Source organism: Shewanella psychromarinicola (assembly GCF_003855155.1).
In the GTDB taxonomy this organism is placed as follows: domain Bacteria; phylum Pseudomonadota; class Gammaproteobacteria; order Enterobacterales; family Shewanellaceae; genus Shewanella; species Shewanella psychromarinicola.
This window is the reverse complement of sequence record NZ_CP034073.1, coordinates 4,304,133-4,325,456: the sequence shown is the minus strand read 5'-3', so window position 1 is coordinate 4,325,456 and position 21,324 is coordinate 4,304,133. Positions and strand designations below refer to the sequence as shown.

At 41.2% G+C, this 21,324-nt stretch carries 16 protein-coding genes; 12 read left to right on the top strand and 4 right to left on the bottom strand.

The genetic code is table 11. The features are described from left to right. Positions 1-81: 81 nt before the first annotated feature. Entirely contained in the window at positions 82-1,203 is a 1,122-nt protein-coding gene (locus tag EGC80_RS18900) for a zinc-binding dehydrogenase (RefSeq protein ID WP_124011754.1), read from the top strand. Positions 1,204-1,580: 377 nt separating this feature from the next. Here the strand turns inward: EGC80_RS18900 and EGC80_RS18895 are convergent, their stop codons facing one another. Next, a complete protein-coding gene (locus EGC80_RS18895; protein WP_124011753.1) occupies positions 1,581-2,057 on the bottom strand; it encodes a Cif family virulence factor in 477 nt (158 codons plus the stop codon). Positions 2,058-3,287: 1,230 nt separating this feature from the next. After that, positions 3,288-4,124, bottom strand: coding sequence for a GGDEF domain-containing protein (locus EGC80_RS18890; protein WP_124011752.1), 837 nt, complete (start codon positions 4,122-4,124; stop codon positions 3,288-3,290). 570 nt (positions 4,125-4,694) lie between these two features. Here EGC80_RS18890 and recR point away from each other — a divergent pair. The 6 genes from recR to nadE all read left to right on the top strand — a co-directional run bounded on the left by recR (position 4,695) and on the right by nadE (position 11,922). Continuing rightward, positions 4,695-5,294: a recombination mediator RecR gene (gene recR / locus EGC80_RS18885; RefSeq protein WP_101032082.1), complete on the top strand. Its 600-nt coding sequence runs from the start codon at positions 4,695-4,697 to the stop codon at positions 5,292-5,294. A gap of 281 nt (positions 5,295-5,575) precedes the next feature. Then, entirely contained in the window at positions 5,576-7,489 is a 1,914-nt protein-coding gene (gene htpG, locus EGC80_RS18880) for a molecular chaperone HtpG (RefSeq protein ID WP_124011751.1), read from the top strand. A gap of 66 nt (positions 7,490-7,555) precedes the next feature. Next, a complete protein-coding gene (locus EGC80_RS18875; RefSeq protein ID WP_124011750.1) occupies positions 7,556-8,419 on the top strand; it encodes a tetratricopeptide repeat protein in 864 nt (287 codons plus the stop codon). Between the two features lie 135 nt (positions 8,420-8,554). Continuing rightward, positions 8,555-9,199 carry an adenylate kinase gene (gene adk, locus EGC80_RS18870; RefSeq protein WP_101032079.1) on the top strand — a complete coding sequence of 215 codons (645 nt, stop codon included), beginning with the start codon at positions 8,555-8,557 and terminating at the stop codon, positions 9,197-9,199. A gap of 473 nt (positions 9,200-9,672) precedes the next feature. Continuing rightward, complete coding sequence (locus tag EGC80_RS18865) at positions 9,673-10,977, top strand: inosine/guanosine kinase (RefSeq protein WP_124011749.1); 1,305 nt, start codon at positions 9,673-9,675, stop codon at positions 10,975-10,977. Positions 10,978-11,091: 114 nt separating this feature from the next. After that, positions 11,092-11,922 (top strand): ammonia-dependent NAD(+) synthetase, encoded by an 831-nt coding sequence (nadE, locus tag EGC80_RS18860; protein ID WP_124011748.1) that lies wholly within the window; start codon positions 11,092-11,094, stop codon positions 11,920-11,922. Positions 11,923-11,925: 3 nt separating this feature from the next. On the opposite strand, the gene EGC80_RS18855 is transcribed toward nadE, so the two are convergent. After that, positions 11,926-12,510 (bottom strand): DUF6942 family protein, encoded by a 585-nt coding sequence (locus EGC80_RS18855; protein ID WP_233768548.1) that lies wholly within the window; start codon positions 12,508-12,510, stop codon positions 11,926-11,928. Positions 12,511-12,613: 103 nt separating this feature from the next. On the opposite strand from EGC80_RS18855, the gene EGC80_RS18850 reads away from it, so the two are divergent. Beyond that, positions 12,614-14,116, top strand: a complete 1,503-nt coding sequence (locus EGC80_RS18850; protein ID WP_124011747.1) for an alpha/beta hydrolase — start codon at positions 12,614-12,616, stop codon at positions 14,114-14,116. On the opposite strand, the gene EGC80_RS18845 is transcribed toward EGC80_RS18850, so the two are convergent. Beyond that, the gene (locus EGC80_RS18845; protein WP_233768547.1) at positions 14,103-16,265 is read right to left on the bottom strand and encodes a diguanylate cyclase; all 2,163 of its coding nucleotides are present in this window, start codon (positions 16,263-16,265) and stop codon (positions 14,103-14,105) included. The genes EGC80_RS18850 and EGC80_RS18845 overlap by 14 nt on opposite strands. Before the next feature lie 362 nt (positions 16,266-16,627). Between EGC80_RS18845 and EGC80_RS18840 the strand changes: the two genes are divergently transcribed. The 4 genes from EGC80_RS18840 to EGC80_RS18825 all read left to right on the top strand — a co-directional run bounded on the left by EGC80_RS18840 (position 16,628) and on the right by EGC80_RS18825 (position 21,293). Further along, positions 16,628-16,894: a DUF4212 domain-containing protein gene (locus EGC80_RS18840; RefSeq protein WP_101032075.1), complete on the top strand. Its 267-nt coding sequence runs from the start codon at positions 16,628-16,630 to the stop codon at positions 16,892-16,894. A gap of 12 nt (positions 16,895-16,906) precedes the next feature. Further along, entirely contained in the window at positions 16,907-18,625 is a 1,719-nt protein-coding gene (locus EGC80_RS18835; protein WP_101032074.1) for a sodium:solute symporter family protein, read from the top strand. A gap of 131 nt (positions 18,626-18,756) precedes the next feature. Beyond that, a complete protein-coding gene (locus EGC80_RS18830) occupies positions 18,757-20,604 on the top strand; it encodes a DUF294 nucleotidyltransferase-like domain-containing protein (RefSeq protein WP_101032073.1) in 1,848 nt (615 codons plus the stop codon). Further along, the gene (locus EGC80_RS18825; protein ID WP_124011746.1) at positions 20,604-21,293 is read left to right on the top strand and encodes an exonuclease domain-containing protein; all 690 of its coding nucleotides are present in this window, start codon (positions 20,604-20,606) and stop codon (positions 21,291-21,293) included. Before EGC80_RS18830 ends, EGC80_RS18825 begins: the two co-directional genes overlap by 1 nt. Positions 21,294-21,324: the final 31 nt, after the last annotated feature.

The following is a 21,324-nucleotide window of genomic DNA, read 5'->3' as shown; positions in this document are numbered from 1 at the left end:
TTAAAGCAAAATTTCAATATATTTACACCATACGGCTAGACTTGAACTTACCTTTTTACACCAGAAAGAGAGCAATCGATAATGACAACATCAAAACAACTATTTACCCTTATCTCCTCAGATGGACAACTTGAAATGTCCTTAAAGGATGTTGATGTGCCGGCCCCTAAACCACATGAAGTAATAGTGCGTATAGAGGCGGCACCTATTAACCCTTCCGATATGTGGCCTATGTTTGGCCCTTCAAATTTAGCCGCTGCACAGCTCAGTGGTGATAAATCAACTCTTAATGCACCTCTTTATCCTGGCATGTTACCCCGTATTAAATCTCGCTTAGATCAGGTTCTCCCCATTGGTAATGAAGGAGCCGGAACCGTAGTGGCTGCAGGTAATAGTGAAGCAGCACAAGCGTTAATGGGCAAAACCGTAGCCATTTTATCGGGTGGTGCTTATGCGCAATATTGTTGTGTGCCAGCCCAAGCTTGTATTGTGCACAACGAGGGCACCTCAGCCAATGATGCCGCTTCCTCTTTTGTAAACCCACTTACCGCCTTGGGTATGGTAGAAACCATGCGTATGGAAGGCCATACGGCATTAGTGCACACCGCCGCTGCATCGAGTTTAGGACAGATGCTAAATAAAATTTGTCTGGCTCAAGACGTCCCTTTAGTCAATATTGTTAGAAAGCAGCAACAGGTGGACATACTCAAGGCGATTGGTGCCAAGTATATTTGTGATTCGTCCAGTGACACTTTCAAGGCTGACTTATATAAAGCCATAGATGAAACCGGTGCTACCTTAGCCTTTGATGCCATAGGTGGGGGCGACGTAGTGAGCGATATACTGACCGCCATGGAACAATCGGGCAGTAAAGACGCAGTAGGTTTTAATACCTATGGCTCTGAATCTAATAAACAAGTTTATATATACGGTGGTCTGGACTTTTCTCCTACCATCTTGAACCGCGCATACGGGATGACATGGAGCATAGGAGGGTGGTTATTGATGAGATTCTTGGGTAAGCTGCAACCTCAGCAAATCGGTCAGCTGCAAAAACAAGTGGCCAATGAAATCAAAACCACCTTTGCCAGTGCATTTACTGATGAATTAAGTTTTGAACAAGCCATGACTCCGGCGATTATTTTGCAGTACACCGCCAAAAAAACCGGTGAAAAATACCTCATTAATCCAAATAAAGCGTAGTAAATTTGCCATATGGGGATGTAGTTGATACATCCCCTTTTTTCGTTTGGTGTAATAACATGGTCTGAATAACGGTGTTGTTCAGGACAGTTGCTACAGAAATGTAGCTAGTCATACCCAATTCTTGATGCAATATTGATGCAATTTTTACAGGTTTTTTCCAGCAACGAACTATAACATTCTTAGCCGTTGAGCATGATTTATGCGACCAAGAAACCATGTCCAAAGTTATTTAACGTCAATAATTTAATAATAAACTGACTATTATGCTGAAGTACGTAATGGAATACCTGCTGTCCTTTATTAAGGATCCCATCACGGTTCTTTTATTGTTTATAAGAAAAATTTGGGGTTTCGTATTTTTTAAAAAGGTTGGTTTATTCAACTAGTGCGGTCTGACTCGTACCAGAGCCACCAATAATGGGTGACCAATGTGACGACCGTACTTTCCATTTTCCAGCCTCCTTAGTATATACTTGGCTAACTCGGGTTCTATAATTTGCCACAGCAGGACTTCCTTTTGGAGTCATAGAACCCTCCGAATAATAATGGGCCAATGCAATTTTATCTGGTACCAAAATGGTAACTTGAATATGTTTAACATCGATATTGAACGCGTCATATTCTTCTAGCCGTCCATCGGCTTTGATTGTTTGGATCAGTCCGCCACTAGACCAGAACTCTATAGCGCCTTCGTTCGAATAGGTGCCTTCAAGCCCCTTGAGATTCTTTTTTACATAAGCATTATCGTCCATGATAGTCTTTTTGACCTCTTGCTCGGTCGCCATCGCTGTTTGAATAAATGTGCCAGTGATAACTAACAATCCAATTAGTGCAATGAATAGTTTTTTCATTATTGTATCTCCTTTGCTATTTGTTAACTCATCTATCATGACTGTTGCTATATTTCCATGGAGGTTGAGGCTCTCCATTTTCAAGAAGTGGAATTAACGTCTCTCATTAGTCGGATATTAATATTAGCAGTATGATAATTAAGACCTTTAATGAATTTTAGAATGAAAAACACTAAAGCTCGTGTTGAAGTATAGATGAACTTATTCCTATTGCTTAGAATATTTCCGTCCTTAGCATTAGCGTGGCGATATTTTTAGTCACGTTGAATTAGGCCGATGACATTAGTATTTAATGACGCTTACTTCTTATAATCTAAATGAACAGTCCTTATACTAAAATCTTATAACGTCTGTTTTGGTATCAACGTTTTTCAGGTGAAATAAAGTTAACGCTTAAATGTAGACTGTTTTAAAGCATGACTCGTCGTTAACGCAGCTGCATTTTATGACGTCAATTCTGGCCGCTATTTAACATTGATTTTCTGTTCATTTAAGTTCGGATTTTGAATTTGTATGCTGGGTTATAAACTACGATTTTTTTATTAGAAAATTCGGTGCACTCTATAGACAAAGTTAGTTAGGAACTATTTAGGAACTATATTGGAAATTTTAGGATTAATTTTTATGACATAAAATAACCCTAAAAATAGAAAGAGGTTAAAAGATTAAATAAAATAGTATGTTAATGCTAGTAATATACAATCAACCATTTGCCAGACGAAATTGAAATGCCGATTTAATCTGCGCATTTTTATTGTTAGCCATAAACTGCATTCGCCAGAGCTTATTATTCAATAATGACATAACCTTGTACTTGATAGTCACCCCCAGTGTCATGATGCATTGCTGAAAACTATTTCGAGGATAAGGTTATTAAAAAAGCCGAATACACATGAATCAAAAAGCAAACGGTTAGAATGCTGAGCGTTAGTTAACTGACCAAGCGTGTCTTTAGAGCGTTAACCTCAGAATGCATGTATCAATATTAACGTTAGCCAAAAAACCTAGTGCAATGTGCGACTTGGGTTTATGTCAGTTATTACATCAGTGAACCAAGTCGTTCATTTTAGGTTATATATCACCAATCAATTTTTGAAAGTAAACTAGCTTAAAAAGTGTCTGTTTTTAGTTGAGCGCTATCATTAGACCTCACGATAGGGTTTTATCGGCAACAGGGCATAGTTTAGGTCATAGTTTAGGGTATAGTTTATTGCTGCTCTGCTTCTATTTTTACCCCATTACTACTTGGTTGCGGCCATTTTGTTTTGCCTGATAGAGTGCTCTATCTGCATTTTTAATCAGACACAGGTAGTCTTTACACTCAGACGTTAGTCCTGCGACACCAACACTCACAGTAACCCCAATTGAAAGCATATCTATGCCAGGCTCTTCAGGCAGTGGCAACTGAGTGTTCTCCACAACCTGCCTGAGTCGTTCAGCCAGTTTATAGGATGTAGAAATTTGAGTTCGAGGAAGAATGACCACAAACTCTTCACCACCATATCGGGCAAGTACATCCGACTCTCTTAATGACTCTTTGATATTTTGGGCGATATTTTTCAGTACTAAGTCTCCAATCTGATGACCATAGTTATCATTAATGATTTTGAAATGATCGATATCGATCATAAAGATAGACAGAGGCTTAGAGTAACTTTGGGCCCTTTGTGTCTCCTCTTTAAGGCGACGGTCTAAGTAACGACGGTTGAAGATCCCCATTAGTGAGTCGGTGATGTTTTCCTGCTTGAGGGCATACAACTGCATGATGTCGCTGGTCGTTTTGAGTGACAGGCTACAAACAACAAATACAAAAATAGCTCCGCAAAAAAATATAATCGGCACGACGAGATCGAGTGGTTGATAAGATTTAACTAAGCTAAATTTTGCGTATACGACATAACCTGCGATAAAAAACAGGATCAGCAGAATCAGAAACCCCCAACTATAGCGTAATCCACCTATTGGTAGCTGGCGAAATAGCGTCCATACTGGTCCGATGGCCATTGCCAGTAATAGCGCTCCGCAAATAACCAGTCCGCTACCTAATACGGGTAAAATATCGTACATTTTGAGTCCTTACTCTGGAGTCACTTCAATTTGAAAACGCTTCACCTTGAGATGTTTTCAATATCGTCGTGAATATCGTCCTTGGAACCACAGAACATATCGGGGATACGATGATAGAATATCAGATGGTTTAAACAGAAAAGTGATAGCTCTCAAAAATAGATTAACTTCTTTTCTGATTATGTGAGCCCGTTAATGAAATGAATGAATATTGTTGTAATTCGGTCGGTTACTTAGATTTTTACTGCAGTATAAACAGAGGTTGTTTGAAACCGCTTCGGTGTTCATCATTATTAACAAGCCTAGTAGAAGAAGTATTAATTGAGCTCTTTACATATCTTCGATGTAACGATGACTCTGGGCATTTGGTTAAAGCATTAAATAAAAACACTTTGTAATGGCTCGATTGTTGGCTTCATTTATTCTAAAAAGCATTAATCTTTGCATTCGAGCGCAGCACAGATAATAATCGCACTGCATTGGTGCTATCGCAGATTGGCTTGGCTGATCACAAAAAGGGTTTCACCAATAACATCACAATGAGTTTAGTTATTAAGGTATTGGCAATTTATGAAATTTAGTCCTTTGGTCGATGAATTAATTCAATCTTTACGCGCTTTGCCAGGCGTCGGACCTAAGTCGGCACAGCGTATGGCGTTTCAATTGCTTGAGCGTGAACGTAAAGTGGGCCTTAAGCTTGCCGATTCGTTACAAAAAGCCATGTCTGAAGTCGGCCACTGTCAAAGTTGCCGTACATTTACCGAACAAGATTTATGCCCCATATGCAGTAGCCATCGGCGTATTAATGCAGGGATTATTTGCGTGGTCGAAACCCCTGCCGATGTGCTTGCCATTGAGGCGGGTGGACATTTCAATGGTCGCTATTTTGTATTGTTAGGGCACTTGTCGCCATTAGACGGTGTTGGTCCTGAAGAACTGGGTCTGGCCTTACTTGAGCGCCATTTAATCTCTGATGAAGTGAGCGAGCTTATTCTTGCCACAAACCCTACCGTTGAGGGAGATGCTACCGCACACTTTATTGCGGATATGGCTAGGAGACACAATGTGGTGATTAGCCGTATCGCTCATGGCGTTCCTGTCGGTGGTGAGCTTGAATATGTTGATAGCACCACCTTAGCCTTGTCATTTAATGGTCGTATTCCGCTGTAAAAAAGCGGCTTACTCATTGAAAACCACTGTGCCAGCGGATCATTAATCAGGTTTGCTGGCATTATTTCATCCATCAAGGGTGATTAATGGGGTAATAGGGGCGGACATTATTCGCCATATTGGCCTGATTTGAGCCTATCGGATGATTTATTATTCAACAAGGCGGTGTTGCCCCTTGAAAATATTGTAACGTTCCCCCATCTCTTGGTTAACACCGATTTTTAAGGCGAGTAGATTAATCGACTCGTGATTGTTTCAACGTAACACCAAGGGAAATATTCATGTCACAACAAGAAACTCATGGCTTTCAAACCGAAGTAAAACAACTTCTGCAATTGATGATCCACTCTCTGTATTCAAATAAAGAGATTTTCTTACGTGAGCTAGTCTCAAATGCGGCCGATGCAGCAGATAAACTCCGCTATTTAGCCTTAACCGATGATGCCTTATATGAAGGTAACGGTGATTTACGCGTCCGTGTTAGTGCCAATAAAGAAAAAGGCACAGTAACCATTACCGATAATGGTATTGGTATGACCCGTGATAGCGTCATTGAACACTTAGGCACTATCGCCAAATCGGGCACTAAAGAGTTTTTCAGTAACCTTTCTGGCGAAGCGTCAAAAGACACACAATTAATTGGTCAGTTTGGTGTGGGCTTCTATTCTGCTTTCATCGTGTCCAAAAAAGTCACTGTGCGAACTCGTGCTGCCGGTCATGCGGCTAATGAAGGCGTATTGTGGGAGTCAGAAGGTGAAGGTTCATTTAGTGTAGACAGTATTACTAAAAATGAACGTGGTACTGAAATTGTCCTGCATTTACGTGATGAAGAAACCGAGTTTGCTGACGATTATCGTCTACGATCAATTATCACTAAGTATTCTGATCATATCTCTGTTCCGGTACAAATGTGGAATGAAGGTACACCAGAGTCTGATGGCCCTGATGGCGAGAAAGTAGCGGCAACCGAAGGTGAGTGGAAAGTGATGAACAAAGCCACCGCGCTTTGGACTCGTAATAAGTCAGATATCACAGAAGAAGAATACCAAGAATTTTATAAACATATTTCTCACGATTACAGCGAGGCATTAAAATGGTCTCACAATCGTGTCGAAGGCAAACAAGAATACACCAGCTTGTTGTATATCCCAGCCAAAGCGCCGTGGGATATGTGGAATCGTGACCATAAACATGGCTTGAAGCTGTTTGTTCAGCGTGTGTTTATTATGGATGAAGCCGAGCAGTTTTTGCCTTCTTACTTACGTTTCGTTCGCGGGTTAATCGATTCAAATGACTTGCCGCTAAACGTATCTCGAGAAATTTTACAAGATAATCAAGTAACTACAGCAATGCGAGTGGGGATCACCAAACGTGTGTTAGGTATGCTTGAAAAACTGGCTAAAGATGAGCCTGAACAATACCAGTCTTTTTGGGCTGAGTTTGGTCAAGTATTAAAAGAAGGCCCAGCAGAAGACTTTGCTAACAAAGAGCGCATTGCAGGACTATTGCGTTTTGCTTCTACTGATGATAATTCGGCCGCCACAACGGTGTCATTAGCTGCTTATATTGAGCGCATGAAGGAAGGCCAAGACAAGATTTACTATATTGTTGCCGACAGCCATGAAGCCGCAGCAAATAGTCCTCATCTTGAATTACTGCGCAAAAAAGGCATTGAAGTATTATTAATGTCAGAGCGTATCGATGAATGGTTAGTGAACCACCTAACTGAATTCAAAGAGAAGAAGTTACATTCTGTCACCCAAGGTGATTTAGAATTAGGCGAGCTTGAAGATGCGGCCGATAAAGAAGCTCATGACAAAGTTGCTGAAGAATCAAAAGCACTTGTTGAACGAGTTAAAGCTGCACTTGCTGACCGCGTATCGGCAGTTCGTGTTACATCACGCCTAACTGACACGCCAGCATGTGTGGTAGCCGGTGAAGGTGAAATGTCGACTCAGATGATTAAACTGATGCAAGCTGCAGGTCAGCCAGTGCCAGATTCTAAGCCAACATTTGAGATTAATCCAACCCATCCTTTGGTTGAACATCTTAGTAACGAAGCTGACGAAAAACTGTTTGCTGATTGGGCTAACTTGTTATTACAACAAGCGTTGTTATCAGAAAAAGGCAGTCTGGCCGATCCATCAGCGTTTATTAAACTGACCAATCAAATGTTATTGGCGAGTGTAAAATAACTTCGATTTAAGCAGTAAAAGCGGACAATAAGTCCGCTTTTGTTTTTGTCATACCGCGGAGGCAATATGGACTACCTCATCGATCTTACTAAAGATAATATTCAGCAAGTTGTTGATACCTCAATGCAAAAAATGGTGGTATTGGCATTTTGGACTCAACAACAGCCCGAAAGTGTACAGATGTTACAAACGCTGGAACAACTGGTAACGGCACAAGCTGGACGATTTATTTTAGCCAAAGTGGATTGTGAAACAGAGTTAGAAATTGCTAACTATTTCCAAATTCAAGATGTACCGACCACATTAATTTTAGATAAAGGCAGACCGATTGATGGTTTTGCTGGGCAACAAAGCCAACAACAAATTTGCGACATACTCGACAAACATTTACCGCCGATGTGGATACAAGCGTTTGATGAGGTTAAGCAAAAATTAGCCCAAGGCGAGTTATCGTCGCAAGACTTGGGCAAAATAGCAGACCAATTAACAATCATTTATAACGATGCGCATCAGCCAGCTGAAGTTGCATTGGTGATGATAGATGTGGCGTTACAGCAAGGTTTATTAGCGGAAGCAAAAGTGTTGCTAGCCCGTATAGGTTTAGCTGATCAAGATAGTTACTATCACAATTTAGTCGCCAAATTAGCGTTAGCGGAAGATGCGGCAGATACGCCTGAAATTCGTCAACTGCAACAGAATGTTGCCGACCAACCTGACAATATTGATGCGGTGTTAATCTTAGCCAAAGCATTAAATGTTGCCCATCGTAATGAAGAAGCACTCGAATTATTGTTCGCTATTTTACAAAAAGACATGAGCGCTGCAGAGGGTAACGTTAAACAAGTCTTCATGGACATTTTAACTGCGATTGGCCAAGGCAATGCGTTAGCCAATTTATATCGGCGTAAATTGTATACTTTATTGTATTAAACAATTGCAGCCATTTTGTTACAATCCTTATTAGATTTAGGTCTAATGTTATAACAAAAGCGCTATTAATAGTGTGGTAAATGTGCGAAAATCGCCGCCCTAAAAAGAACACAAACTTAAAAGAGGACTTTTGAGATGCGCATTATTTTATTGGGTGCCCCAGGTGCTGGTAAAGGTACCCAAGCTCAGTTCATTATGGAGCAGTACGGTATCCCACAAATCTCAACCGGTGATATGTTGCGTGCAGCAGTAAAAGCTGGCACGGCATTAGGTTTAGAAGCTAAGAAAGTAATGGATGCAGGTCAATTAGTTTCTGACGATCTTATCATTGGTTTAGTGAAAGAGCGTATTACCCAAGATGACTGTGAAAAAGGTTTTTTATTAGACGGTTTTCCTCGTACGATCCCACAAGCCGATGCAATGGCTGAAAACGGAATTGAAATCGATCATGTGATTGAGATTGATGTGCCAGACGAAGAAATCGTTAAGCGTATGAGCGGACGTCGTGTCCATTCTGGTTCTGGTCGCGTTTACCACATGGTATTCAATCCACCTAAAGTGGCAGGTAAAGATGATGTCACTGGCGAAGATTTATCTATCCGTCCAGATGATGAAGAAAGCACCGTACGCAAACGCTTAGGTATTTACCATGAGCAAACTAAACCATTAGTCGATTACTATGGCAAAGTGGCAGCAGAAGGTAAAACTCAGTACAACAAGTTTGACGGTACTCAATCTGTTGCTAAAGTTAGTGAGCAATTGGCCAATATTCTAAAATAATCGCTAATTAACGCCTCAATAAAAAGCCTGCATTGCAGGCTTTTTTATTGCTTAATGGACAAGCTAATTACTCGAAAACGTAATGATAGACAGATATTGGACATCTACGTCTTTCTGTTTACCTCTGAACGGGGTGGGAAACGGTTATCAAACAGCTCTTTGTCCTGGCAATACCGACGCTGCATTGACTTACAATAGGCCTGCTATTGACGCGCAGATTGCCCTTGCTAGTAAAAAAAGGCACGTTTTAAATAAAATCGCTCAAAACACTGTGCATTTTAGCTCTCTATCCATCTCTTATCCCGAGTTAAGGTTATTTAGGCCGTGAAAATGATAAAAGTGATATAGAATTAACGCTTACCTATGATAAAATTTGCCGCCATTTTCGCGGATGACAACTCATTAAAAATTCAATGGGTGTCAGTAATCATTAATTTCACACTTGCATGGATGCCAAGCTATGAGAGTCCAATATGAAGTTCCCTGGTCAACGTAAGTCCAAGCACTATTTCCCTGTAAACAGTCGTGATCCTTTATTAGCTCAACTTACGCAGCAGCCTCAACCTTTTTCTACTTATATTTGTGGGATTGACCAGACGCTGGTGGATATCGAAGCCAAAGTTGATGATGAATTACTTCAGCGTTACGGTTTACCTAAAGGCAACTCAACGCTCATTAACGATGAGCAAGCCCATCATTTGTATAATGAACTTAAGTCCAATGAGATCATCAGTGATGAGTTTGCTGGTGGCACCATTGGTAACACAGTACACAATTATTCTATTTTAGCCGATGACCGCTCAGTGCTTTTTGGGGTTATGAGCCAACATATTATGGTAGGTAGCTACGCTTATCGCTATTTATGTCATACCTCATCAAAGGTCGACCTCAACTTCTTACAACCTGTCGACGGTCCTATTGGTCGTTGTTTTACGCTGATTTCCGACAGTGGTGAGCGCACGTTTGCGATTAGTAAAGGATGCATGGATAAGCTAACACCAGAGTATATCGATAAAGAGGTGGTGCAGGGCAGTTCAGCATTAGTCATCACGGCATATTTAATGCGTGCCAGTGACGGTGACGGTATTACTGATGCCGCAATGACGGCGATTAATTACGCCAAAGAGGCAGATGTGCCAGTCGTGTTAACCTTAGGCACGCGGTTTTTAATTCAAGAAGAGCCAAAGTGGTGGCAAAATTTTATTAATGAACATGTCACTATTTTAGCCATGAATGAAGACGAAGGCGAAGCGTTAACCGGTTTTAAAGACCCATTACTTGCCAGCGAAGCCGCTCTTGAATGGTGTGACATGGTGTTAACCACGGCGGGGGAGATAGGACTTTATACCGCAGGTTATACTGAGGATAATGAAAAACGCGAAACCAGTCATACCTTATTACCTGGAGCCATTCCCGAGTTCAATCGTTATGAGTTTTCGCGACCGAAATTACAAGCAGATTGTGACACGCCGATAAAAGTATACGCACATATTGCACCTTATATGGGTGGGCCGGAATTAATTCGCAATACCAATGGTGCTGGCGATGGTGCGTTGTCTGCGCTGCTTCATGATTTATCAGCCAATACTTTCCATAAAACCAATATACCTGGCTCGAGTAAACATAAACGAGACGGCATATGTTATTCATCATTTTCACAAGTGTGTAAATACGCTAATCGTGTTGCATACGAGGTGTTAGCTCAGCATAGTCCACGTTTGTCCCATGGTTTGCCTGAGCGAGAAGACAGTCTAGAAGAGTCTTATTGGGAACGATGATCTGTCGTCGATAAAAAAAACGATAATGATGCATCATTATCGTTTTTTTTTGTGTTAATTTTTATAGAATAGATATCGACATCTAGTTTATTAATAAGCAATTAGGAGCGCCACGTGAAAGGACAAATCTTAAAAGAGATGCATGTACTTAAGGCTATTGAGCCAGAGTTTGAGACCCAGCGTAGAATTGCTTTTATCAAGGCAAAATTAATAGAAGCTAACAGTCGTACTTTAGTTTTGGGTATTAGCGGCGGTGTTGACTCATCCCTTGCAGGGCGTTTGTGCCAGCTGGCAGTGGATAGCCTTAATCAAGAAAAGGTCAGTGACGAGTACCAGTTCATTGGCGTTCGCTTGCCTTACCATGTGCAAAAAGATGAAGCTGAAGCCCAACAAGCCTGTCAGTTTATTCAGCCTTCACAACTGGTGACAGTGAATGTCCATGATGGGGTTGTTGGCATCCATAATGCCACACTAGCCGGTCTCACCGCGGCGGGTTTAGCATCAACAGATGCTGCCAAAATTGATTTTCTTAAAGGTAATGTCAAAGCTAGAATGCGCATGATAGTCCAGTATGATATTGCAGGGTTAGTAGGTGGTTTAGTTGTTGGCACCGATCACAGTGCTGAAAATATTACCGGTTTTTATACTAAGTGGGGAGATGGCGCGTGCGATTTAGCCCCGTTGTTTGGGCTAAATAAACGTCAGGTACGCCAGTTAGCGGCTTATTTGGGTGCACCTGATCTATTAGTTAACAAAGCCGCTACGGCTGATCTAGAAGACAATAAACCTCAACTTGAGGATGAAGCCGCTTTAGGACTGACTTATGATCAAATTGATGACTTCTTAGAAGGTAAAGACGTTGCCCAATCAGTTGAAGATAAACTCGTTAGTATCTATAAACGTACCCAACATAAGCGTGAGCCTATTGCGACTATTTACGACTAATCGCTAATGTTTTGTAGCGGCGATGTGTTGTCGTGTCAGTTCAATGAGCGCATTAGAATATTGTCGATAATCTAAATATGGTGTCATTAACACTGGGGGCTGGCGCTGTATTTTTTGCTGGTCATCCAGTGATGAATATTGCCGAGGATCCGTTATCCCCATTCGTAGCTGGGCTTCTTTACCACATATAATATGCCAACATACAGAAGGCAGCTTTAAGTCGTCGCTATAATGAACATCTGCTTTAACAATACGTAATTGGCAACGTAAGCGTGATGTTTTAATGTCACTGTTGATGTTCTTGTCGGTTTTTGGTTGATGCCGTTCAGCAGATTCACTAAACAGATTGTCGCGGATCAACTTCCAACAAGCCCCTTTGTTAGCATTGATATCGTGCTCTAAACAGCAAATTTTAGCCATAATGGTGACAATTTTTCGCCAGTGATTTCCATTCAATGCGACGAGTTGTGTTACTGCATCAACGTGAGTGGCTTGCCAATGTTCCGGTAAGGCTGGAGGCGTAGGTAAATAAAAAATGATATCGGGATTCATGGGCCCCCATATATGGCTAAATAAAGCTGATGACATATCATTTCCACTATAGTTAAGGATGGCTATTGTTTGGCGGTTTGACGGTAAATGTTAAGCTATATTGTTGTTCATTTGATATTTATTTTCAATAAGGTTTACTATGCGCGCTATTGTAATTGGGTCGACTAAACATTTTTTGTTTGCCGCATTTTATGCTGCTTTGGGGATTGCTTTAGCGTTAATTATCGCAGCCGTTTGGATGCTTAATGCTCGGCCTAATTTATCATTGTGGCACACTACACACCTAACCTCTGAATATCATCAGCAGTCAGGCTTAACTGATTTTAATCAATATTTACTATTAGAAGATAAACTATTTGCTGAAGTAGAACAGCAAGTTTATCGTCAGTATCAGCCTGAAATAGCGTCTCCTATTAATCGTTATGAGCGCCATAGTCTGTCTGATCCTAGGTTATGGCAGCAAAATTGGAATCGCTCATTTGAATGGAAAAACCCACAAGCAGAGTTTGGCCTATTATTGTTACATGGCATGTCTGATTCACCCTATATGATGTCGCATTTAGCACAGCATTATAAGCAACAGGCATATGTTTTAGGATTGCGTTTGCCCGGCCACGGTACCATTCCGTCTGGGTTAACCGACATTACCTGGCCTGATCTTGCTGGGGCGGTGTCACTTGCCGTGGCACACTTATCTACACAACTGCCGGGTAAACCCATTTATGTGGTGGGTTTTTCAACTGGGGCTGCATTGGCGTTAAACCATGAACTTGAGAATATCAGCTTGGATAAGTCTACGAGCTTTGATGGCATGATCATGTTATCGCCAGCAATTGGTCTTACACCTATTGCTGCAGGTGCTTACTGGCAAGCAAAACTGGGGAAATTACTTGGGCAAGATAAACTGTATTGGAACAGCATTCAAACAGAATATGATCCGTTCAAATATCAATCGTTTGCCGTTAATGCTGGTGATGTTGTGTATCAGTTAACCCAGCGTAATCAGACCTTATTAGAGTCATTATCGGTGCAGCAGTTAGATGCTATTCCGGCGATGTTAACGTTTCAGTCAGTTGTCGATGATACGGTATCTTCGCTTGCTGTGGTTGATTTGTTATATCAAAGGTTACCGGCAAACAAAAACCATCAATTGGTGTTATTTGACGTCAACCGTACTCGGAGCAACAACCAATTACTTTTCCAAGACCCACTGGCATCTTTTGCCCCTTTTTGGCTGTCTAAGCCGTTACCCTATCGCCTAAGTTTGCTTGAAAATGACCCGCAACGTGATCATCATGTTCAGGTAAGGGAGTTAGCCGATAAATCGATAACTAATGATGTATTAGCGTTAAATTTAACTTGGCCTAAAGATGTGTTTTCATTATCTCATGTGGCGTTAAACTTTCCGATTGAAGATACGCTTTATGGGCCTCAATCTGGCAATAATCCTGATAAAATCCAAATAGGCAGAGCAATTTATCAAGGTGAACGGGGCATTTTTAGTATGACAGCCGACGACATGTTACGTCAGAAATGGAATCCATTTTATCCTTATATGATGACTCGAATTGATGCGTTTACTCAAGGACATCAATCTGAGTCATCATTGGATAATAAACCGCTAAAGTTTAGTCAGAAATGATATTAATTATTGTCCGGTTTCGTCCCTGCTGTTTTGCTTGATAGAGATTATCATCTGCAACTTTAATCCACTTATCGAGTTGCACGTTATAGTCCGCATTTGCTGTAATCGCGCCAATACTAACTGTCACTTTGAATGATTGTTTATCTTCGGGTGAGGTGATATTTAATTGTGACAATGCTTCTCTAAAGCCATTGAGATGTTGTTCAATATGTAAGGCGTTGGACAAAGGCAAAATCAGTAGAAATTCTTCTCCGCCATAGCGGGCCACAATATCAATGTCACGTTTAAAATATGTCTGCATTAATTGAGATACGTTTCGTAAGCACTCATCTCCAGCCAAATGCCCATAGTTATCATTAACTCTTTTGAATAAATCCAAGTCAAGCAAGACAACGGTAATAGCTTGTTCACTGCGTAAACAAAAATCCAATAGCTCACCAAATTTACGTTCAGCATAACGGCGATTATATAAGCCTGTTAAAGGATCACGATCAACCAGTTCAGTTAGCTTTATGTTGGCTTTTTCTAATTCTGCAGTACGGTTAGCAACGGTCTGTTCTAACTCCAATTGATGAGCAACCAGTTGTTGTTTACTGGTCACTAAGCGTTGATACAAGCTGAACACTTCTTTAGGTGAATTTTCGTCAATAGTTGATGCTTTTCCTGTATCGGGCTGACTAAATTGATTGGCTACTGCTTCTAATGGCACGGTCAATAACGTACTCAGCTTTGTTGATATATAAAACGTACACACTAATGAAATCAGCAACAGAATAAAACTACTAAACATTTGTTCTTCGGCCAACTTTAGTAATGGTGAGAACTCTTTTAAAATATAAACAGTCCAACCATTATTCAATTCATGGTGAGTATAAATATACTCAGGCACAATTGAGGTCGTATTGTGAATATTGATAAGGTCAAGGTTGGCGCGATACACACCTTTGTTTATGACAAAATTAAATTGTGATAGTGGTTTAAAAGCAAGCTTTTCTGAAGCGTAAATAATTTGATTTTGCTCATCAACCATCACTACAGATTCATCAGTGCTGTATTTATTGACTTGATCAATATATGAAAAGTGGCTCAAATCAAGCGAGCCTTCTATAATCCCTGCTATTTTTGTGTGTTGCTCATCGAGATAAAACGGTGCACTCATGGCAATAATGGCATCATTGCCAAAGCCGCGACCCAGAAAGGCGGATGATACAAAAAAGCGGTGATTGTAAAACGATTCAATAAAATATTCGCGGTCTTTAATATTGATGCTTTGTTGTTGTTTTTGGATTGAGAGCAGTCTTGACAATGGGCTAGCGTTGACAATGTTAGCGGCAGGATCGGCAATTAGCATGCTAATAAAGCTTGGGTAGCTTTGATGCAAACTCGATAAAATAGCTTGCCATTGCTCAGGCGTATCGGCCATTAAATTTAATTGATTGGCGGTATTTTGGATCACGGCCTTATGGTTTTCGATATGATTCTGTGCCGCGGTAGAGATATGCACAACCGCTTCTGTCATATTTTGTTTTAACATGACTTGTTGACGCTCTAAAGAATAAAAATTAAAGATTAACGCCGAAAACAGTAATGTTAACGTGACCATCAACGTGAAAAAATAGGTCAGTTGCGCGCTTAATTGTCTGCGATGGCGGTCTTTTACTTTATCTTTTAAAAACCATAGCTTTGGAATAGCTAAAATCAGCAGTGATGCAAGACTGGTATAAATGAGTCCGTTGATCCCTTGCTTTGAAATGATAAAGCCTAAGTGAGATGGTGGAATATCCATCAACAAAACCGCATATAAATACACCATTGGTGCGCCAATTAATAACCAATAAGCGGCGTCGGCATATAAAGCATAGATATCACGGCGTCTCGCATAGCCTAAAAATAGTGCTTCTAATCCAAAAAATAAATACACATGGGGACTATCCCATACCAGCATTAATCCTGTTGATGCCATCATTGCTGTTACAAATGCGTACCAAGGTCCTAATAAAACGGCAGCAATGACTGTCATCGTATTACCTAGTACAAATTGCACATTGGCAAAAAATTGAATTGGGAAACAATTGATCAGCAGTCCGACTACTCCCAAGATAATCGCGAATAAAAGGTGCTGTTGGTTAATGCGTGGTAACGTCAAAAAAATATCCTTATTATTCTTATTATCAAAAGATTCGTTGATATACGAGTACTTATCTCAAGAAATCGAATATATTTCAACGAAAACGATGACTTTTTTATTAGTAAATGCCTCGTTTTGTTTTAATTGATCGTCATTTAAGTCTCTTTGTGCGGTAATTTTGTTCGACCTTGGTCTAACTCGATGGAATGGGCAATCGAGGCTTTTATTTGTTTTTTTACTGTATAACTATGATTAGTAAGTGATTTAATAGCTTGCAACAGTAGCTTGTTCGTGAGATACGACTAAGGTCTTGATTGTAGACCCCCCCTAAGTTGCTAAATTAACAATGGCTTTACAAAAAATAACATAGGGGAGTCGCAATGAGTTTTGAAAATAACGAAAAGGCAGCGGGTTACTGGCGTGAGAATTTACGCTTGGTACTTAGCTTGCTTGCCATCTGGGCTGCAGTATCATTTGGCTGCGGTATCATATTAGTAGATGTACTTAACGAAATTACCTTCATGGGATTCAAACTGGGTTTCTGGTTTGCGCAGCAGGGTGCAATGTATGTATTCGTGGCGCTGATTTTTGTTTACGTAGCGAAAGCTAATGCGTTAGACAAAAAATACAATGTTCACGAAGACTAAGGGGCACTAAAAATGGATGTTCAAACACTAACATATATTATTGTCGGCGCGACTTTTACGCTGTACATCGGGATAGCTATTATGTCCCGAGCGGGTTCAACCAAAGAGTTTTATGTTGCAGGTGGTGGTGTTCACCCTGTTATGAACGGTATGGCAACCGCAGCGGACTGGATGTCAGCTGCATCGTTTATTTCATTGGCCGGTATTGTGTCTTTTACGGGTTATGATGGTTCAGTATATCTAATGGGCTGGACGGGGGGTTACGTTCTATTAGCCTTGTGTATGGCACCTTATTTACGCAAGTTTGGTAAATTTACCGTTCCAGACTTCATCGGTGATCGTTATTACTCTCAAACAGCTCGAACTGTTGCGGTTATTTGTGCCATTTTCATTTGCTTTACCTACATTGCAGGTCAAATGCGGGGGGTAGGCGTAGTGTTCTCTCGCTTCTTGGAAGTAGAGGTAGAAACCGGTGTGTATATCGGGATGGCGGTCGTATTCTTTTATGCTGTACTTGGCGGCATGAAAGGGATTACTTACACTCAGGTAGCGCAATATTGTGTGCTTATTTTTGCCTTCATGGTGCCCGCTATTTTTATCTCGGTAATGATGACAGGTCATATTTTTCCGCAGATTGGTTTTGGGGCCGAGTTAGTGGACGCTGCAGGTAATGGTACTGGGGTATATTTACTCGATAAACTTGATGGACTGTCTGCTGAACTGGGCTTCTCTCAATATACCGAAGGTTCTAAATCCATGATCGATGTGTTCTTTATTACTGGAGCATTGATGTTTGGTACAGCAGGCTTGCCGCATGTGATTGTACGTTTCTTTACGGTTCCTAGAGTAAAAGATGCACGTATCTCAGCGGGTTGGGCACTCGTGTTTATCGCGATTATGTATACTACTATTCCGGCATTATCGGCATTCTCACGCGTTAATATGATTGAAACCATTAATGGACCAGAATCTACCGGTGTACCTTATGAAACAGCACCTGAGTGGATTAAGAACTGGGAAAAAACCGGTTTAATCACGTGGGACGATAAGAACAACGATGGCAACATTTTCTACACCAATGGTGAAAAAAATGAGATGACCATTGACCGAGATATTATGGTTCTGGCAACGCCTGAAATCGCTAATCTTCCTGCATGGGTTATCGCATTAGTTGCCGCGGGTGGTTTAGCGGCAGCATTGTCAACATCAGCGGGTTTACTACTGGTGATTTCAACGTCTGTTTCGCACGATTTACTCAAGAAAAATCTAATGCCGGATATTTCGGATAAGAAAGAGTTAATGTATGCGCGAATAGCCGCTGCCTTAGGGGTTGTTATGGCGGGCTACTTTGGCATAAACCCACCAGGTTTTGTTGCGGCTGTAGTAGCTATTGCATTTGGTCTCGCCGCTGCGTCGTTATTCCCAGCCATTATCATGGGTATTTTCTCCAAAACCATGAATAAAGAAGGGGCTATTTCGGGTATGGTGATCGGGTTATTATTTACTGCGAGTTATATTGCTTACTTCAAGTTTATTAATCCGGCAGCCAATTCGTCCGAAAACTGGTTATTTGGTATCTCGCCAGAAGGTATTGGTATGGTCGGAATGATTGTTAACTTTTCGATAGCCTTTGCGGTCTGTAAAGTAACCGCTAAAATTCCTGACGAGATAGTGGCGATGGTGGAGTCAATCCGTTTCCCTAAAGGGTCTGGTGAAGCGCAAAATCACTAATCAGCTTTAATTATCACAGTTTACAAAGAGCGCTTAGGCGCTCTTTTTGTTGGTCTTAAGTCCTATAGCCGTTAAGTGAAATGCTTTGCTATAGTGAGACTGTTGACCCATGCACAATAGGGAAATGATTAATGGATGCCAGTGAATTACAACCCGTCGAACAGTTTTTAGCGCTCCATTCTCCTTTTGATACTCTTCCAAAAGAGATCATCCAATACTGCGCTAAAATGATTACCATTGGGTATTACACTAAGGCATCAGCATTTGTTGAGTTCGATAAAGACAATCCCAAATTATACCTTGTTCGTAGCGGTGCTTTTGAAGTGCGCGATCCCGAAGGTGTGTTGGTCGATCGAATAGGTGAAGGGGAGTGCTTTGGTTTTTCCACCTTATTATCGGGTGAGAAGGTAGTCAATAAAGTCGCGATCCTTGAAGACGGTTTAGTCTACCATGTACCGCAAACTGTGTTTGGCCAACTACGAGCTCAACATAGAGGATTTGATCAATTTTTTACCCGCGCTTTTGCTAAACGTTTACGCAATGAAGCTAAATTTACCACCAAAGACTTAACCACAACTAGTCGTATTACTTCCATCATGTCATCTAAGCCCATCATCATTGACGCTCATGCGAGTGTGATCGATGCTGCCAAACTGATGCGAGAACATCGAGTGTCATCAGTGTTAGTTATCGATAATCAAAAATTAACCGGTATTTTGACCGACAGAGATTTACGTAATCGGATTATTGCAGAAGGGTTAGATGTGAATACGCTGGTGAGTCAAGCCATGACAGTCAACCCGGTGACAACCCATGCCAATGCATTAGTGTTTGAGGCCATGCTCGCGATGAGTGAGCATAATATTCATCACTTACCGGTAGTTGATGGCAGCCTTGCAGTAGGCATTATCACCAGCACAGATATATTGCGTTCGCAAAGCTCACAGCCTCTGCTTTTGATCGGCGAGATAGGGCGACAAGGCAGCATAGAAAATCTTATTCAAGTCAGTAAGCAGATCCCGCTACTATTACAAAATTTAATTAGTGCCGATGCCAGAGCTGAAGAAATTGGTCGGGTGCTCACCTCGGTAACCGATGCATTAACTCGCCGGATCATCGAACTAAATCAACTACTTCTAGGTCAGGCTCCGATGGCTTTTTGCTGGTTGGCTTTTGGTTCACAAGGCCGCCAAGACCAGGTTGCCTGTTCTGATCAAGATAATGGCTTATTGTTGGCACACGAACCCGATGAGTTTGCAGCTGCCTATTTTGAAGCTTTAACAAAAGCTGTGTGTAAAGGCTTAGATCAATGTGGTTATATTTATTGCCCAGGTGACATTATGGCGCAAAACCCTAAATGGCGATTGTCATTGGTAAAATGGAAAGGGCTTTTTTCGCAATGGGTTAATACGCCAGAGCCAAAAGCCTTAATGCACGCGAGCATCTTTTTCGATATGCGCCCAGTATTTGGTCCTATAACCTTGTTTAGCGAATTACAAGATTCGGTGCTTGCTTCAACTCAAGATAACGATATTTTTTTGGCAGGGATGGCGGGTAATTCGCTGGCAGAATCGCCACCATTAGGCTTTTTTAGGAAATTTGTCCTTGAACGTGATGGCAGTGAAGTGAAAGGCATGGATTTAAAACATAAAGGCAGTGCGTTAATTAATGACATTGCCAGAGTGTATGCTTTAAGTGCCGGCATCAAGGAGGTTAATACTGCTAAACGTATTAGAGCGTTAATGGACGCTAATATTATTAATCGTAAAGATGCACTTAACTTGGCGGATGCCCATGAGTTTATCGCCCACATGCGCTTAGCAAATCAAGGTTACCAGGTGACTCACAATTTGCAGGTGAATAATTTTTTAAAACCACAACATCTTTCTTCATTAATGCGCCATCAGCTTCGAGATGCCTTTAAGGTGGTCCATGATGCTCAAACGGGGTTAAAGCTTAAATTTATGAGGAGTTTTTAATGGCCAATTTGTGGTGGATAAAAGCCATACTTTGGCGCAAAAAATTGACCACATTACCGCTACAATTGAAGACCTATATCGATGAGATTACTCCGGCATTGTCGCAATTATATCGAGATGCTCCTTTGATGGCGATTGATCTTGAAATGACAGGGCTTGATCCTGAGATCGACCAAGTGATCAGCATCGGTTTAGTGCCCATCGTTGATGGCCAAATTCCGCTTAATCGCGCCCAGCATATTATGATTGCCATTGATGGCAGCGTGGGGGCAAGTGCAACGGTGCATGGGATCGTCGACAATCAATTACACATGGCATTATCAATTGAAGAGGCGTTGAACTGGTTTCTTGCCCAGACTCAGGGGCATATTTTAGTCGCTCATCACGCCCCGTTAGATATTCATTTTATTCAAAATAAATTACAACGTTGTTTTGGGCAATCGATACCCATGGTGTATATCGATACCTTAGCTATCGAGCGAAAACGTTGTTTAATGCATCACCAAGTACTCAAAGAAGGATCATTGCGTTTAGGTGCCAGCAGAGCGCGCTATGGGTTACCCGTCTATGCTGCTCATAATGCATTAATCGATGCATTATCGTGTGCGGAATTATTGTTGGCACAAGTTGCGGCTATGGGGGATGTACAACGTTTATCGATAAGTGAAATCATCGAGATTGCCCGGTGATAGTGAAATAGCATCAATAAAAAAACCAGCT